Source organism: Bradyrhizobium sp. AZCC 1693 (assembly GCF_036924745.1).
Classification (GTDB): domain Bacteria; phylum Pseudomonadota; class Alphaproteobacteria; order Rhizobiales; family Xanthobacteraceae; genus Bradyrhizobium.
Window position 1 is genome coordinate 982,839 of record NZ_JAZHSD010000001.1, and the last position, 14,683, is coordinate 997,521.

Here is a 14,683-nt window from a genome sequence, read left to right on the forward strand (position 1 = left end):
ACAAAATAGACGTTCTCCCAACCCTCGAATTGACTTGGCTCAATCTTCGACGACGCCTGCCCGGATCGCAAACCGCACCAGTTCGGAAAGGTTACCGGCCTGCATCTTGGTCATCACATTCGCCCGATAGACCTCCACCGTGCGCGGGCTGATATCGTACTCCCGGGCGATGGCCTTGTTCGATTGCCCCGTCACCAGTCCCTGCATCACCTGGCGTTCGCGCTGGGTAAGGCTGGCGACGCGGGCGGCCATATCGGCCGACAACGCCTCGCTTTTCGAACCGCTCTCGCGCTCCGCCAGCGCAGTCTCGATCATGCCGATCAGCCGGTCATCCCCGAACGGCTTTTCTAGAAAATCGAGCGCCCCTAGCTTCATCGCCTCGACGGCGAGGGGCACATCGCCGTGGCCGGTCATGACGATGACCGGGAGCTTTCGCGGGCCCGAACTCAACTGACGCAGCAGTTCCATGCCGTCGATGCCCGGCATGCGCACGTCCGTGACCACGCAGCCGGCCTCCAGGTTCGCAAGCTCGTTCAGGAAAGCCTGTGCGGAATCGAAAATACGCACGTTGAAGCCGGCCGAGCCCAGCAGGAAATCCAGCGAGTCGCGCATCGCCGGATCGTCGTCGATGACATAAACTTTAGCGCTCGGCGGCATCGGTCACATCCCTAGTGTGCGCAGCGGGCAGCGTGAAGCGGAAGGTCGCGCCGCCGGACTTGTTGGTTTCGGCCCACATCCGGCCGCCGTGGCTTTCGATGATGGTGCGGCTGATGGACAGGCCGACGCCCATGCCGGTCTCCTTCGTCGTGAAAAATGGCTGGAACAGGTGTGTAAGCGCATCGCCCCCGAAGCCGGGCCCGGTGTCGGATACGGCAATTTCGATCATATCATCTGCGGCCCTGGTGTTTGAGGCAATCAGCTCACGGTGCGCCGAGACCGCCATGGCTTCCAGCGCATTGCGGAACAGGTTGACCAGGACCTGCTGAATCTGGACCCTGTCGGCAAGCACCTGGTCACATATCGGGTCCAGGTTGAACCGCAGAAACACGCCTTGTTCCCGGGCGCCGGTGAGCCCGAGCGCGCCGGCCTCTTCGATCATTTTCGAAAGACTTTCGACGCGCTTCTCGGATGCGTCGCGGGCGACGAAGTCGCGCAATCGCCTGATGATGTCGCCGGCGCGGATTGCCTGCTCGGCGGCGCGATCGAGCGCCGCTTCGATCTTCGGCGCGTTGGCGTCGGTGCTGCCCGCCAGCAGGCGGCGCGACCCTTTCATGTAATTGCTGATGGCTGACAGCGGCTGATTGAGTTCGTGGGCGAGCGCGGAAGCCATCTCGCCCATCGCGCTCAGACGGGAGACGTGGACCAGTTCCGATTGCAGTTCCTGCAATCGAGCCTGGGTCTGCTGCTGCTCGGTGAGATCGCGGACGAAGCCCGTAAAGAAGGGCTTTCCTGCCGAATGCATCTCGCCGATGGTGAGATGCATCGGAAATGTCGTGCCGTCCTTGCGCATGCCGGTGACGATGCGCCCGATGCCGATGATGCGCCGCTCGCCCGTCTTGAGATAGCGGGCGATGTAGCCGTCATGACGGCTGCGATCCGGCTCCGGCATCAGCTCGCTGATACTCTTCCCGATCGCCTCGGATTCGCGGTAACCGAACTGACGCTCGGCAGCACTGGAGAAGAATTGCATGATGCCATGCTCGTCGATCACGATCATCGCATCCGGGATCGTATCCAGGATCGAGCGAAAATGGCTCTCGCGCGTCCTGACCGCGTGCTCAAGGCGCTTCTCACGGTTGATGTCGATCATGATGCCGCTGAGCCGGGCAGGGGCGCCATTGGGACCGTTGATGGTCGTGCCAACCGCACGCACCCAGTGCCCCTCATCCGAATGCCGGTGGACCCGATACTGAACGTCGAAATTGCACCCGGTATCGATCGACTCCTGCATGGCGCTCGCCGTGCGATCGCGATCCTGCGAATCGAGCAGGGAAAGGAAGAGATCGTAGTCGACAGGCGCATCCGGTCCGACGCCGAAGAGTTTTCGGGTGGCGGTGGACCAGTTCAAATTCCCGGTCGACAACTCGAGATCCCAGGCGCCGACGCCCGATCCCTCGGCGCCGCTGCGCGCGTTCTGATCGAGCGGATCTTGATCTCGAAGGGGGCGGTCAGGATCGATCATGCTTCGCTTTCTGCTCCTGCTCATCAGATACCGCATTAAATCGAGCGTGTGAAATAGCTGCGAACCGAAGTTATGAAATTCGAATATCTAATTGATATAACGAGTATTTTTTAACTTCCGTTGCAGATTCCTGCTGGGTTCTGATTGCCGGAAGAGCCGAGGGTGCATTCTTGATCTAGGTCAGCTTCGAACAGTGGCGAATCTCTAGGATGCCGCGGTGTGGGCAAGGGCCAGACGGCATTTCGTCTCAAGGGTGGAGCAGTTATGGACTACAAAACCGTCATGGTCGGTTTGGCGATGGACCGGCGCAACGATGCCTGTCTCCGGGTAGCCGGCGATGTCGCCGAACGGTTCGGGGCACGGATCATCGGCGTTGCCGCCTCGGACATCAGGCCTCCAATGTATTTTGCCGAAGGCGATTTCGCGCAAAAGCTCTTCGATGAGGAGGCCGCCGCGATCGAAAGACGGCTGTCGGAGCTCGAAGCGGAGTTTCGCGCTGCGGTCGAGCGGCGCGCAACAGCGGTGGAGTGGCGTTCCGCCCGGACGTTACCTGTGCCCTACATGCTGCAGCAGGCGCGAGCCGCCGACATCCTCGTGATTGGCGCCCGCCCGGAGACCCTCGTCGACCCCAGCGTGGCTGCGGACCCGAGCGATCTGCTGATGCAGGCGGGCCGGCCGCTCATCGTGGTGCCATCAACGGTGGAATGGCTCGATCTGAGAAGCGTTCTGGTCGCCTGGAAGGATGTGCGCGAGGCGAGGCGGGCCGTGTTCGACGCGTTGCCGATTTTGGCTGCCGCAAAGGAAGTCACTATTGCGGAAATTCCCGAGCAGGACGGTCGCCGCGCGGATGCGCTCGGGCGTGTTGCTGACGTGGCGGCCTGGTTGCGCGGCCACGGCATCGCGGCGAACACGGTCGTTCCCGAACAGGCCTGCGGCGTGACCGGGCAACTCCAGAACATCGCTGCCAATATCGGAGCGGGCGCGGTGATTGCCGGAGCTTACGGCCATTCGCGCTTCCGCGAATGGGTGCTCAGCGGCGTTACGCGCCACCTTGCAACTGAATCGCGCCGCTGCGCGTTCCTGTCCCGTTAAGGATGCAAAATGACGAGGAACCCCCGTGCATAGATTTCTCGAAGCGACCGCCGGGCAATATATGACGCGCAAGGTGAAGACGGTTACGCGCGACACCACCATGCGCGAGCTGCACAAGATGTTCGAGGCCGATGACTTCAATTGCTATCCGGTGCGCGAAGGCGATGACATCGTCGGCGTCGTAAGCAATTTCGATTTCCTGAAATGCTTTGCATTCAACCCCGGCCGCATGGTTCCGGCCTATGATGACCTGCTGTCGCGCATGGTGACGGATGTGATGACCCCGGAATTCATCTATGTCGATCCGGCAACGAAACTGACCCGCGTCCTGCAGCTGATGATGGACCACCGGATGAACAGTCTCCCGGTGCTGGATGCCGAACAGCGGCTGGTCGGGATCATCGCGCGCGAGGACATCATGCGTGCGTTGACCGAGAGCACGCGCGGATAAGTCGCTCCGCGCGGCGGAAGTGCCGGCTCCCGCTCAGCCGGCCTTTGCCATCTCGACGTCTTCGGGCGATTCCAGATACATCCCGGACATGGTGTCGACCCAGCACAGATGGTCGTGAACCTTCCTCACGCCTGCGACGTTCTCCGCGGCAACCATGGCCGCCTGCCGTGAACTCTCGTCGGTGATCACGCCGCTGAGATGGACGATGCCGTCGCGCACGATAACATTGAGGCCGAACGGACTCCAGTCATTCTTCTCGATCGCGGCGATGACGCGGCTGCGAATGTGGTCATCGTCGGCCGTAGGGTCGGGGATTTCACGGGCGAGACTTGCGACCGCCTGCAGCAGGTTGGCGCGCGAGACAATGCCCACGAGCTTGCCGCCGTGCATCACCGGCAGACGCTTGACGCCATTGGTCTCCATCGACGTCACGATCTGTTCCAGCGTTGCGTCTTCGACGACGGTGATCGGATCGGTGGTCATGACCTCCGAAACCTTGCGGCCATGTTCATGAACGTAATCGGTTGCGGCTGCGCCGGCGCCAAGCAGGAATTTGAGCCAGCGGCCGCGCTTGCGCTGCGTGCCGATTTCGCTGCGGCGAATGAAATCGCCCTCCGAGACGACGCCGACCAGCTTTCCGGCCGCGTCGACCACCGGCAGTCCGCTGACATGATGCTGCAGCATGGTTTTCGCGGCTTCGAGGATGGTGGTGTCAGGCGAGGTCGTGATGACGGACCGGGTCATGATCTGATGGGCGCGCATGTGACGTTCTCCTGTTCCATTTATCGTGGGCTGGCGCGGCGCTGCCGACGTCGCCATGTTAGAGAGGGTTTGCTCGGGCTCGATTGACGAGGATCAAACGCAGCTTGGTCGCAGTTGGTTAGGCTGCATACGCTTGCGTGAGGAAAAAATTGGACGAAATGCACGCCATGGTTCTGACAGCGGCCGGCGCGCCGCTGCGGTTTGAGCTGCGAGAGGATCCCGTCGTCGGGCCGGGCGATGTGCGCGTCAAGGTGGGCGCCTGCGGCGTGTGCCGGACCGATCTGCATGTCGTCGATGGAGAATTGCCTGACATCGCCTATCCGATCGTGCCCGGCCATGAGGTAGTTGGCCGGGTGGACGCGCTTGGGCCCGGCGTGACCTCGCTTCGTGTTGGCGAGCGGATCGGCGTTCCCTGGCTGGGCTATACCTGCGGCGAGTGTCGCTATTGCCGGAGCGGCCAGGAAAACCTCTGCGACCGCCCACGCTTCACCGGTTACACGCGCGACGGCGGCTTTGCCACGCATCTGGTGGCGGACGCCCGCTATTGCTTTCCGCTCGGCGAGGCCGGCGACGATGTCGCCATCGCACCTCTGCTTTGTGCCGGCCTGATCGGCTGGCGCTCGCTTGTCATGGCGGGCGATGGAAAGCATCTCGGCATCTTTGGCTTCGGTGCGGCCGGCCATGTCATCGCGCAGGTGGCGCGCTGGCAGGGGCGCTCGGTCTATGCCTTCACCCGCAACGGCGATGTCGAGGCGCAGCGTCTTGCAAAATCGCTCGGCGCGGAATGGGCCGGGTCATCGGAGGACTCGGCTCCGGCGCCGCTCGACGCCGCGATTATTTTCGCGCCGGTGGGCGATCTCGTGCCCCTTGCGTTACGCGCCGTGCGCAAAGGCGGGCGCGTGGTCTGCGCCGGCATTCACATGTCGGACATTCCCTCGTTCCCCTACCGGATCCTGTGGGAGGAACGGCAGCTGCTTTCGGTCGCCAACCTCACGCGCGGCGACGGGACCGCGTTCTTCGAGATCGCGGCGCAAGCGGGTATCAGAACGCACACCAGCGTGTTTCCGTTGCGGGAAGCAAACGAAGTCCTCTCCAAGCTGCGCGCCGGGCAGATCACCGGCGCCGCCGTGCTGCTGCCATGACGGTGCGACCGCCCGCCGACACAGCCGCAACCGAGGCTGACCTGCAGCAGCAGGTGCTCGACTTCCTTGATGGTTCCAGCTTCGGCCCGGCCGGGGGTGGCAAGCGGATCGACACGCATGCCTCGATGGTTTTTCTCGGCGCCGATCGGGCATTGAAGATCAAGCGGGCCGTGCGCTTGCCGTTCCTCGACTATTCGACATTGGAGAAGCGCAGGCGTGCCTGCGAGGATGAACTGAAGGTCAACGCCGGCAACGCTCCCGAGCTGTACCGGCGCATTGTCGCTATCACGCGCAATTCCGACGGCGCCTTCGAAATCGACGGCTCCGGCACTCCCGTCGAATGGGCGGTCGAAATGACACGGTTCGACGAGAAGCAATCGCTCGACTGTGTCGCAGCGTCGAAGGTGATCGATCCATTCCTTGCGACGGCCGTAGCCGATGCGGTTCTGCGATCCCACGACAAGGCGCCACGCGCGGACGGCGAAAGCTGGCTTGCGTCCATTCCACCCATCATCGAACGCAATACAGCAAGGTTTCGCACCGTGCGCGGACTTGATGCCGTTGCCATCGGTCAACTCGATACCGCCAGCCGCGATGCGGCGACGACGCTGCAGCCGCTACTCAGGCAGCGCATCGAGCAAGGGTTCGTGCGTCGCTGCCACGGTGATTTGCATCTCGCCAATATTGCCTTGGTGGACGGCCGGCCGGTACTGTTCGATGCCATCGAATTCGATCCCGTTATCGCGACGACCGATGTGCTCTACGATCTCGCCTTTACGCTGATGGATCTGATGCACTTCAATCAGGCTGCGGCGGCAAACGAGGTGTTCAATCGCTACCTTGCAGGGGCAGGGGATGAAGGTCTCGATGGCCTCCGTCTGCTGCCGCTGTTTCTGTCGGTGCGGGCGGCGATCCGCGCCCATGTGCTGTTCATGAAAAGCGATCAGGCCGGTGAGGGCGGCGCGGTCTGGCAGGAGGCCAAGCGCTATTTCGATCTGGCGGGGAGGCTCATCACACCCAGTCCGCCGCTGCTTGTGGCGATCGGCGGATTGTCGGGGACAGGAAAGTCGGTGCTTGCGCGCGGGCTCGCGGGCCTGCTCGAGCCTCCGCCCGGCGCGGTCATTGTCCGCTCGGATGTCGTTCGCAAGCATCTCTTCGGCATTGCTGAAACCACGGCTCTGCCGGAATCCGCCTATCGGCCCGATGCTACGGAGCGTGTCTACGGCATGCTTTCGCGCACCGCGCAGCGTGTCCTCGCCCAAGGCTGTTCGGTTGTGCTCGATGCCGCTTACCTGCAGGACGCGGAACGGACGGAAGTTGAAGGTCTTGCGACAACGTGCGGCGTACGCTTCGTCGGTTTGTTCCTCACGGCGGATCTCGCGACGCGCCTGGCTCGGATCGAGCAGCGCAAGGGTGATGCGTCGGATGCAACCCGGAATGTTGCCCTGAAGCAGGAGACTTTCACGATCGGCGCGGTAAACTGGCATATGATCGATGCCTCGGGGACGCCGGACCAGTCGCTTCGCAGCGCCCGTGTCTCCCTTTTTGGAGTGCCGGGTGAACGCTGACGATGAGGGGCCGTCCAACCAGAACGTCCAGCCGGGACAAGGCCGCTGAAGCCGCGGGTCTTGACTGTGCAACCGCGTTCCAGACCATGACGCTCGGCTGCGTCGCTGATATCAAGGCCCATCACAGCAGCGCGTGTGCCGGCGATGCCGAGGCGGTGCATCAGATCCGTGTCGCGATCACGCGGTTGCGCGCCGCCGTGGCGTTCTTTACGCCGATCGTAGTCGATGCGGAATGGCGGCGTCTGAAGCAGGAAATCGCCTGGCTGAATGGCCCGCTCGGCGCTGCGCGCGACAGCGATGTCGTCGTGGAATATGCGCGCCGCAAGCGATATGGCGCATGGGCGCAGCGCATGATCGGCGAGCAGCTCGATCAGCGGCAGACGCGGGACCACCGCCGCCTGGTTCGCTGCCTGCGTTCCGTTCGTACGCAACGTCTCATCGCCGCACTGGCAGGCTGGATCAGGCAAGGACCCTGGCTGGCGCGCTATCAGCGGCGCAGGCACGCGGAGGCGCTGCAACCCTATTGCTTGCGCGAGCTCAACCGGTGGCGCGAACGGCTGGTCCGCAAGGGGCGGCACCTGAAGGCCTTGGGTGCGTCACGCCGTCACCGGCTGCGGATCAAGGCCAAACGCTTCCGCTACATGCTGGAAGCGCTGACCGAAACCGTCGCGCTGCGGGGGCGGGGCGAATTCGATCACCTGCACCGGCCGGCGAAACGATTGCAGCGCGCATTGGGCGACATGCGCGATCTCGAGCGCTTCGCCGGCCTTGCCGGCGGATCGCCGCAGGCCGATAATGGCAAACGAGGCAAGAAGCATCCGCCGGGCTATCGCCGTCGAAGGGAAAAGCTGCTCGGCGTCGCCGTCGCGGCGCATCTTGACCTCAAGCGCGCCGGAGCCTGCTGACGCCACGGTTCGCATGCGCGGCCGCCCGGAATTGCCCGCCCGCGCTTGATGTGCGTCAACGTCGGCCAGTCGTCCATCGGTTACCCTCGCCCCGGCAGCAACCCGGACGGGGGCCGCAAGTTCCCTCGAATGTGTGGGAGAATGGCAATGTTCAGGAACATTCTGGTTCATATTCCCTCCGAGCGTCCGGTCAGGCCGGTGATTGATGTCGCTGTCGCGCTGACCATTGCGCGCCGGTCGCATCTCGATGCGGTCGCCATCGGCTATGAATCGATGAGCGCCGCCGGGATGCTTGTCGAGGGCGGCGGCGCCGCCGTGGCCGCCGTGATAGGGGCCGAACAGGAGCGCGCGCAGGAGAGGGCGAACGCCGCGATCGCCGTATTCGAGATCGAGGCCAAGCTGGCCCAAATCGCTTACGGTACCAGGACCTTCGCGGCGATCCCGGCCGAAGCCGGGCAGACAATTGGGGCGCTTGCCCGGCTCTACGACATGACGATCGTGCTGCAGCCGGAACTCGCGAAGACCAGCTACGACAACGAGATTCCGCAGCAGATCCTGTTCAATTCCGGCGGGCCGATGCTGATGGTTCCTTATATCCACAAGGGAGCGCTCGACGCCCACCATGTTGGCATCGCCTGGGACGGCAGCCGCCTTGCCGCCCGCGCCGTGCGCGATGCGATGCCGTTCCTGATGGGCGCGAAGGCCGTGACCGTGATTGCGGTCAACGAAGCGGCGGGTGATGATGCTTCCTCGGACCAGCTCGCCACGCATCTGGGGCGGCGCGGCATTGCGGCCCGGGTCCAGCGGCTGACGGCGGATCGCGGCGACGTTCAGGGCGCCATTCTGTCGGTTGCGGCTGAAAGCCGTACGGGCCTCCTGGTGATGGGGGGATACGGCCATTCGCGATTGCAGGAGCGCATTCTGGGCGGCGTCACGCGAAGCATGTTCGACTGCATGACCGTACCGGTCCTGATGTCGCACTGATCTCGGGTGCGCAGCGGTGTGACTTTTCGTCCCGGAGAGTTCCTTGAGTTGCACCTCCTTGGCTGCGGCTAAGGTCGCAATGACGCCAGTTTGATGCACCTCAATGTTCGGCCCGACGCCAGTGAATATCGTTTCGGGAGAAATTCAGAGATCGATCGGAGATTGTCATGGCAGAGCTGTCTGAACGGGCCGCTTCCGGTTCCTTTCCAGCCGTCGCAAATGCAGAAGCGGAAGCCACCAAACTGAACCAGGGCGCGCTGCAGTTCATGCTTGGCGCGCAGAAGATGATGTTCGAGGAATGGGTGTTTTTCGCCGACGAAATGCTGGAGCGAACGCGCACCGAGATGCATCTGTTCACGGAGTTCGTCGCGAAAATGGCGGCCGCGCATTCCGTCAGGGACGTCAAGACGATGTACCAGGAATGCGGCCAGCATCAACTCGACTTCTTTCGCCGCGACTCCGAACGGCTGTTCAGGCATGGCGAGCGGATGATCGCGGCCACGTCGAAGCTGATCAGTGGCCGCGATCTCAACTGATCGGCCAGGAACATGCACCAGAAATCGACACTGCCGACAGCGGAAGTTACCGTTTTGCCGGTTCGCGCGCGTATGGCCGATCAGGGCGATGAACGGCAGCCGGTCGCGCCGATCGAACCGCAGGTTTCACCGCCGACGGAAGGCGCGGCCGACGTCGAGACATATCAGGCCGACCGCGCCCTGCATGCCATGCTCGCTCGCCTGAGCGGCGGCATTTCGCCGGCCGCGTTGTTGCTGGCTTATACTGACTGGCTAATGCATCTGGCCTCGTCGCCGCAGCGGCGGATCGAGATCGCGCAGGAAGCCCTGGTCGACACCGAGCGCTTCTTCGAAGCCGCGCAGCGTTTCTTCTCGCCTGGGCAGGGACCGTGGTCGCTGATCGAGCCGCAGCCGCACGACAAACGCTTCGGGCGGCCGGAATGGGAGCACCCGCCGTTCAATCTGATGGCGCAGGCCTTTCTGCTCGGCGAACAATGGTGGCACAACGCGACCACGGGCCTGCGCGGCGTCGCGAAGCAGAACGAGGCGATCGTCGAATTCTCGGTCCGGCAGATGCTGGACGTGATGTCGCCTTCCAATTTTGCCGCGACCAATCCGGAAGTGCTGCGGCGAACATTCGAGAGCGGCGGCAACAATTTCGTGCGCGGCTGGCGAAACTTCTGCAGCGACTGGACACGCCTGATGTCGGCGGGCCTTGACGTGAGCCTTGGCCCCGTCGCGACCGGCGATTTCGTTGTCGGCGAGATGGTCGCCACGGCGCGCGGCAGGGTCGTATTCCGCAACGAACTTATCGAACTGATCCAGTACTATCCGACCACCGAAAAGGTGCATCCGGAGCCTGTTCTGATCGTGCCGGCCTGGATCATGAAGTACTACATTCTCGATCTGTCGCCGCAGAACTCGCTGGTGAAATATCTTGCGGGCGAAGGGTTCACCGTATTCATGATCTCGTGGCGCAACCCTGATGCTGCCGACCGCGAAATCGCGTTTGACGATTATCGAAAGCTCGGCGTTGAAGCCGCGCTCGATACGGTCGGCGACATCGTACCGGGCCGTCAGGTGCATGCGTTGGGTTATTGCCTTGGCGGCACGCTGCTATCGATCGCTGCCGCCACCATGGCGCGCGACGGCGACGATCGGCTGAAGTCGGTCAGCCTGCTTACCGCGCAAACCGATTTCACCGAGGCCGGCGAGCTGACCCTGTTTATCAACGAAAGCCAGGTCGCATTCCTCGAAGACATGATGTGGGAACGCGGCGTGCTCGATACCACGCAGATGGTGGGCGCGTTCCAGCTGCTGCGCTCCAACGATCTGATCTGGTCGCGGCTTACCCGCGACTATTTAATGGGGGAGCGGGCGGTGCCGAGCGATCTGATGGCCTGGAATGCCGATGCGACCCGCCTGCCATACCGGATGCATTCGGAGTATTTGCGCAAGCTGTTCCTCAACAACGATCTTGCCGGCGGGCGATATCTCGTCGAAGGCAAGCCGATCTCGCTGTCGGATATTCATACGCCGATGTTCGTGGTTGGCACCCTTCACGATCATGTCGCGCCGTGGAAGTCTGTCTACAAGATCCACCGCCAGGTGGATGCCGACGTAACCTTCCTTCTCACCAGCGGCGGCCATAATGCGGGAATCGTGGCGCCGCCCGGCGAACCGGGACATACTTACCGGATCAAGACCGAGGTGGCGCACGCCACCTATACCGGTCCTGACGAATGGCTGAACACGGTGGCATCAGCCGAAGGATCGTGGTGGCCGGAATGGACGAAGTGGCTCTCCGCACGATCAGGCGAGCCATCCGAACCGCCGCGCATGGGAACCGACGCTGCACAGACGAAGAACCTGCCTGAGGCGCCCGGCGATTACGTTCGCCACTGATTCGCGCGGCTCTACTGGCTGACGGGGCAGCTTGAAATGCCGAGGGCGACATAAAGCGGGCAGCTTCTGAAGAAGGCCGTCACGAGCGGCACCATGCCGAGCAGCCCGGCCCAGTGCCAGCCCTGAATGGCGAGGCCGTCCTGGAAAGCGTAGGCGATCAGCGCCAACCCCAGGACGATCCGTATATATTGATCCAACGTTCCAATATTTACCGGCATCGCAGCCCTCTCAGTGAATGAGCCGCGGCAAGCCTCTCATGCAATGCCGCTGCCGGCATTGATCTGTCTCAACAATAAGTTGGCCGTCAAAGCTAAGGGAAGGCGTCAGCAGAGTTGTCATCGGGCTGAGGTCGTGTCCGGGTTAACATGCCGCGCCTGGAACACATTGCGCGCCATACCTGTTCACAGGGACCGTGACTCGCCGGGTACGAAACACCAATGTCCACCTATCGCCTGAAGAATCTGCTTTCGCCGCATTCCGTCGCTCTGGCCGGGGCCAGCCCGCGCCATGGCTCGGTCGGCCGCGCCATCCTCAACAATATTCGCAAAGCCCAATTCAAGGGCGAATTCGGCCTCGTCAATCCGCGCTATCACGAGATCGATGGTGTTGCGAGCGTTGGCAGCATCGCAAAACTGGCTTTTGCGCCCGAACTTGTCGTCCTCACCGCGCCGGCGCAGACCATCGCAGGTCTGATCGACGAGGCAGGCCGCCGTGGTGCGGCCGGTGCGGTCATCGTCAGCGCCGGGCTCGGGCATGGTCCGGGTTCGCCAGCGGAGGCAGCGGAGCGGACGGCGCAAAAATACGGCATGCGGCTGATCGGCCCGAATTGCCTGGGCATCATGATGCCGGGCGTCAGCCTCAATGCGAGCTTTTCCGCGCATATGCCGGCCGCGGGAAATCTGGCGCTGATCTCGCAGTCCGGTGCCATTGCCGCGGGTATGGTGGACTGGGCGGCACAGCGCGCCGTCGGCTTCTCCGGCATCGTTTCGATCGGCGACCAGCTCGATGTCGATATCGCCGATCTGCTCGATTACTTCGCGCTGGATGAAAGAACTCATGCCATCCTGCTCTACATCGAGGCCATCAAGGATGCGCGCAAGTTCATGTCGGCGGCGCGCGCGGCCGCCAGGATCAAGCCCGTCGTGGTCGTCAAGTCAGGCCGGATGGCACAAGGCGCGCGGGCGGCTGCAACCCATACCGGCGCGCTGGCCGGGGCCGATGCGGTGTACGACGCCGCGTTTCAGCGCGCCGGTGTCCTGCGCGTATCGGATCTTCGCGAATTGTTCGACTGCGCAGAGACGCTCGGGCGGCTCAAATCACCGCCCGGAAAGCGGCTTGCGATCCTGACCAATGGCGGCGGCATCGGTGTGCTGGCGGTTGACCGGCTGGTCGAACTCGGCGGCATTCCCGCCGACATCTCGCCTGCGACCCGCGAGACACTCGATACGGTGTTGCCTCCGACGTGGTCGAAATCGAACCCCGTCGACATCGTCGGCGACGCCGATCCCGCGCGCTATGCCGCGGCGCTCGAAGCGTTGCTGGCCGACGCAAGCAATGACGCCGTGCTGGTGATGAATGTCCAGACGGCGATTGCCCGCGCCGATGACATTGCAGCGGCCGTGGTCGGTGTGGTCGGGAAATATCGCGCCGAGCGGCGCATGTTGCAAAAGCCCGTGCTTGCGGTCTGGGTCGGGGCAGACCAGTCGATCAGCGACTTGCTGAGCGGCGCAGGAATTCCGAACTATCAGACCGGCGGCGACGCCGTCCTTGGCTTTATGCACCTGGTGCGCCATCGCGAGGTGGTGGAGGCGCTGGCGCAGGTTCCGCCGGCGATGCCGAGCGAGTTCGCGCCCGATACGAACGCGGCGCGGCAGATCGTTGCCGCGGCGCTGGCCGATGGCCGCTCCTGGCTCGATCCGATCGAAGTCAAGCGGCTGCTCGATGCCTATGACATCGCCGTCGTGCCGATCTTCGCCGCCGCCGATGCCGAAGAGGCGGTCGCCCATGCAAATGCAATCCTTGCGCAGGGCTCGACCGTCGTGCTCAAGATCATGTCGCGCGACATTGTGCATAAATCCGATGTCGGCGGCGTCGTGCTCAACCTCACCAACGCGGATGCGGTGCGCAAGGCGACCGCCGATATTCTCGCGCGCGCAAGGACGTTGCGGCCGGAGGCGCGGATTTCGGGCGTGATGGTGCAGCCGATGGTGGTGCGGGCAAAGGCGCGCGAGCTGATTCTCGGCCTGGCCGACGATCCCACCTTCGGCACCGTCGTTGTATTCGGCCGTGGCGGCACGGCGGTCGAGATCATCAACGACAAGGCGCTGGCGCTGGCGCTGGCGCTGCCGCCGCTCGACCTGCAACTGGCGCGCAGCCTGATCGAGCGCACCCGTGTCTCGCGGCTGTTGCGCGCCTATCGCGACGTGCCGGCGGTGAAGCCGGATGCCGTCGCGATGGTTCTGGTCAAGCTGGCGCAGATGGCCGCCGACATTCCCGAAATCCGCGGGCTCGACATTAACCCGTTGCTGGCCGATGAAGCCGGTGTGCTCGCCGTCGACGCCCGCGTCGTGATCGGCCGCGTGGCGCGGAAGTTTCGCGGTTCGGGCCCGGCGAATTTCGCCGTGCGGCCCTATCCCTCGCAATGGCAGCGTCACATCGAGGTCAAGGACGGCTGGCGCGTGTTCGTTCGCCCGATCCGGCCCGAGGACGAGCCGCTGATCCACGCGATGTTGAAGCACGTCACGATGCACGACCTGCGGCTGCGGTTTTTCGCCCCGATGAAGGAATTTTCTCATGAATTCATCGCCCGCCTGACCCAGCTCGATTATGCCCGAGCGATGGCCTTTGTCGCATTCGACGAGACGACCAACGAGCTGGTCGGCGTGGTCAGGATTCATTCGGACTCGATCTATGAGAGCGGCGAATATGCGATCCTGTTGAGATCGGACCTCAAGGGCAGGGGCCTCGGCTGGACCCTGATGCAGATGATCATCGAATACGCAAAATCCGAAGGGTTGAAAGCCATCTCCGGCGACGTGCTGGCCGAGAACACGGTCATGCTCGCGATGTGCCGCAGCCTGGGCTTCGAGGTGAAGTCAGATCCGGTCGAGCACGACATCTGCAACGTCAAGCTGGCGCTTTAAACCAGCTCGATCCGATGCGGCTCGCCTCGGATCG

The 14,683-nt window shown here is 63.2% G+C and carries 13 protein-coding genes; 9 read left to right on the forward strand and 4 right to left on the reverse strand.

The features are described from left to right. Positions 1-39: 39 nt before the first annotated feature. Both fixJ and fixL read right to left on the reverse strand, forming a co-directional pair. Positions 40-657: a response regulator FixJ gene (gene fixJ / locus V1293_RS04910; protein WP_334507187.1), complete on the reverse strand. Its 618-nt coding sequence runs from the start codon at positions 655-657 to the stop codon at positions 40-42. Then, the gene (gene fixL, locus V1293_RS04915; protein ID WP_334507189.1) at positions 641-2,182 is read right to left on the reverse strand and encodes a sensor protein FixL; all 1,542 of its coding nucleotides are present in this window, start codon (positions 2,180-2,182) and stop codon (positions 641-643) included. Before fixL ends, fixJ begins: the two co-directional genes overlap by 17 nt. A 264-nt stretch (positions 2,183-2,446) precedes the next feature. On the opposite strand from fixL, the gene V1293_RS04920 reads away from it, so the two are divergent. Both V1293_RS04920 and V1293_RS04925 read left to right on the forward strand, forming a co-directional pair. Then, a complete protein-coding gene (locus V1293_RS04920) occupies positions 2,447-3,274 on the forward strand; it encodes a universal stress protein (protein ID WP_334507191.1) in 828 nt (275 codons plus the stop codon). A gap of 25 nt (positions 3,275-3,299) precedes the next feature. Further along, positions 3,300-3,725, forward strand: coding sequence for a CBS domain-containing protein (locus V1293_RS04925; protein ID WP_334507193.1), 426 nt, complete (start codon positions 3,300-3,302; stop codon positions 3,723-3,725). A 33-nt stretch (positions 3,726-3,758) separates the two neighbouring features. On the opposite strand, the gene V1293_RS04930 is transcribed toward V1293_RS04925, so the two are convergent. After that, entirely contained in the window at positions 3,759-4,487 is a 729-nt protein-coding gene (locus tag V1293_RS04930) for a CBS domain-containing protein (RefSeq protein ID WP_334507195.1), read from the reverse strand. A gap of 158 nt (positions 4,488-4,645) precedes the next feature. Here V1293_RS04930 and V1293_RS04935 point away from each other — a divergent pair, with 158 nt between their 5' ends. The 6 genes from V1293_RS04935 (at position 4,646) to V1293_RS04960 (ending at position 11,506) form a co-directional block, all read left to right on the forward strand. Next, positions 4,646-5,629, forward strand: a complete 984-nt coding sequence (locus V1293_RS04935; RefSeq protein ID WP_334507197.1) for a zinc-dependent alcohol dehydrogenase family protein — start codon at positions 4,646-4,648, stop codon at positions 5,627-5,629. Beyond that, positions 5,626-7,197 (forward strand): bifunctional aminoglycoside phosphotransferase/ATP-binding protein, encoded by a 1,572-nt coding sequence (locus tag V1293_RS04940; protein WP_334516623.1) that lies wholly within the window; start codon positions 5,626-5,628, stop codon positions 7,195-7,197. The genes V1293_RS04935 and V1293_RS04940 overlap by 4 nt, the downstream gene beginning before the upstream one ends. A 2-nt stretch (positions 7,198-7,199) precedes the next feature. Beyond that, complete coding sequence (locus tag V1293_RS04945; RefSeq protein ID WP_334507199.1) at positions 7,200-8,102, forward strand: CHAD domain-containing protein; 903 nt, start codon at positions 7,200-7,202, stop codon at positions 8,100-8,102. A gap of 147 nt (positions 8,103-8,249) precedes the next feature. After that, positions 8,250-9,086 carry a universal stress protein gene (locus V1293_RS04950; RefSeq protein WP_334507201.1) on the forward strand — a complete coding sequence of 279 codons (837 nt, stop codon included), beginning with the start codon at positions 8,250-8,252 and terminating at the stop codon, positions 9,084-9,086. A 167-nt stretch (positions 9,087-9,253) separates the two neighbouring features. Next, positions 9,254-9,622, forward strand: a complete 369-nt coding sequence (locus V1293_RS04955) for a hypothetical protein (RefSeq protein WP_334507203.1) — start codon at positions 9,254-9,256, stop codon at positions 9,620-9,622. 12 nt (positions 9,623-9,634) lie between these two features. Further along, positions 9,635-11,506 (forward strand): PHA/PHB synthase family protein, encoded by a 1,872-nt coding sequence (locus V1293_RS04960; protein ID WP_334507205.1) that lies wholly within the window; start codon positions 9,635-9,637, stop codon positions 11,504-11,506. A gap of 11 nt (positions 11,507-11,517) precedes the next feature. On the opposite strand, the gene V1293_RS04965 is transcribed toward V1293_RS04960, so the two are convergent. Continuing rightward, entirely contained in the window at positions 11,518-11,724 is a 207-nt protein-coding gene (locus tag V1293_RS04965; protein ID WP_334507207.1) for a YgaP family membrane protein, read from the reverse strand. A gap of 219 nt (positions 11,725-11,943) precedes the next feature. Here V1293_RS04965 and V1293_RS04970 point away from each other — a divergent pair, with 219 nt between their 5' ends. Then, the gene (locus tag V1293_RS04970) at positions 11,944-14,649 is read left to right on the forward strand and encodes a bifunctional acetate--CoA ligase family protein/GNAT family N-acetyltransferase (RefSeq protein ID WP_334507209.1); all 2,706 of its coding nucleotides are present in this window, start codon (positions 11,944-11,946) and stop codon (positions 14,647-14,649) included. Positions 14,650-14,683 lie beyond the last annotated feature (34 nt).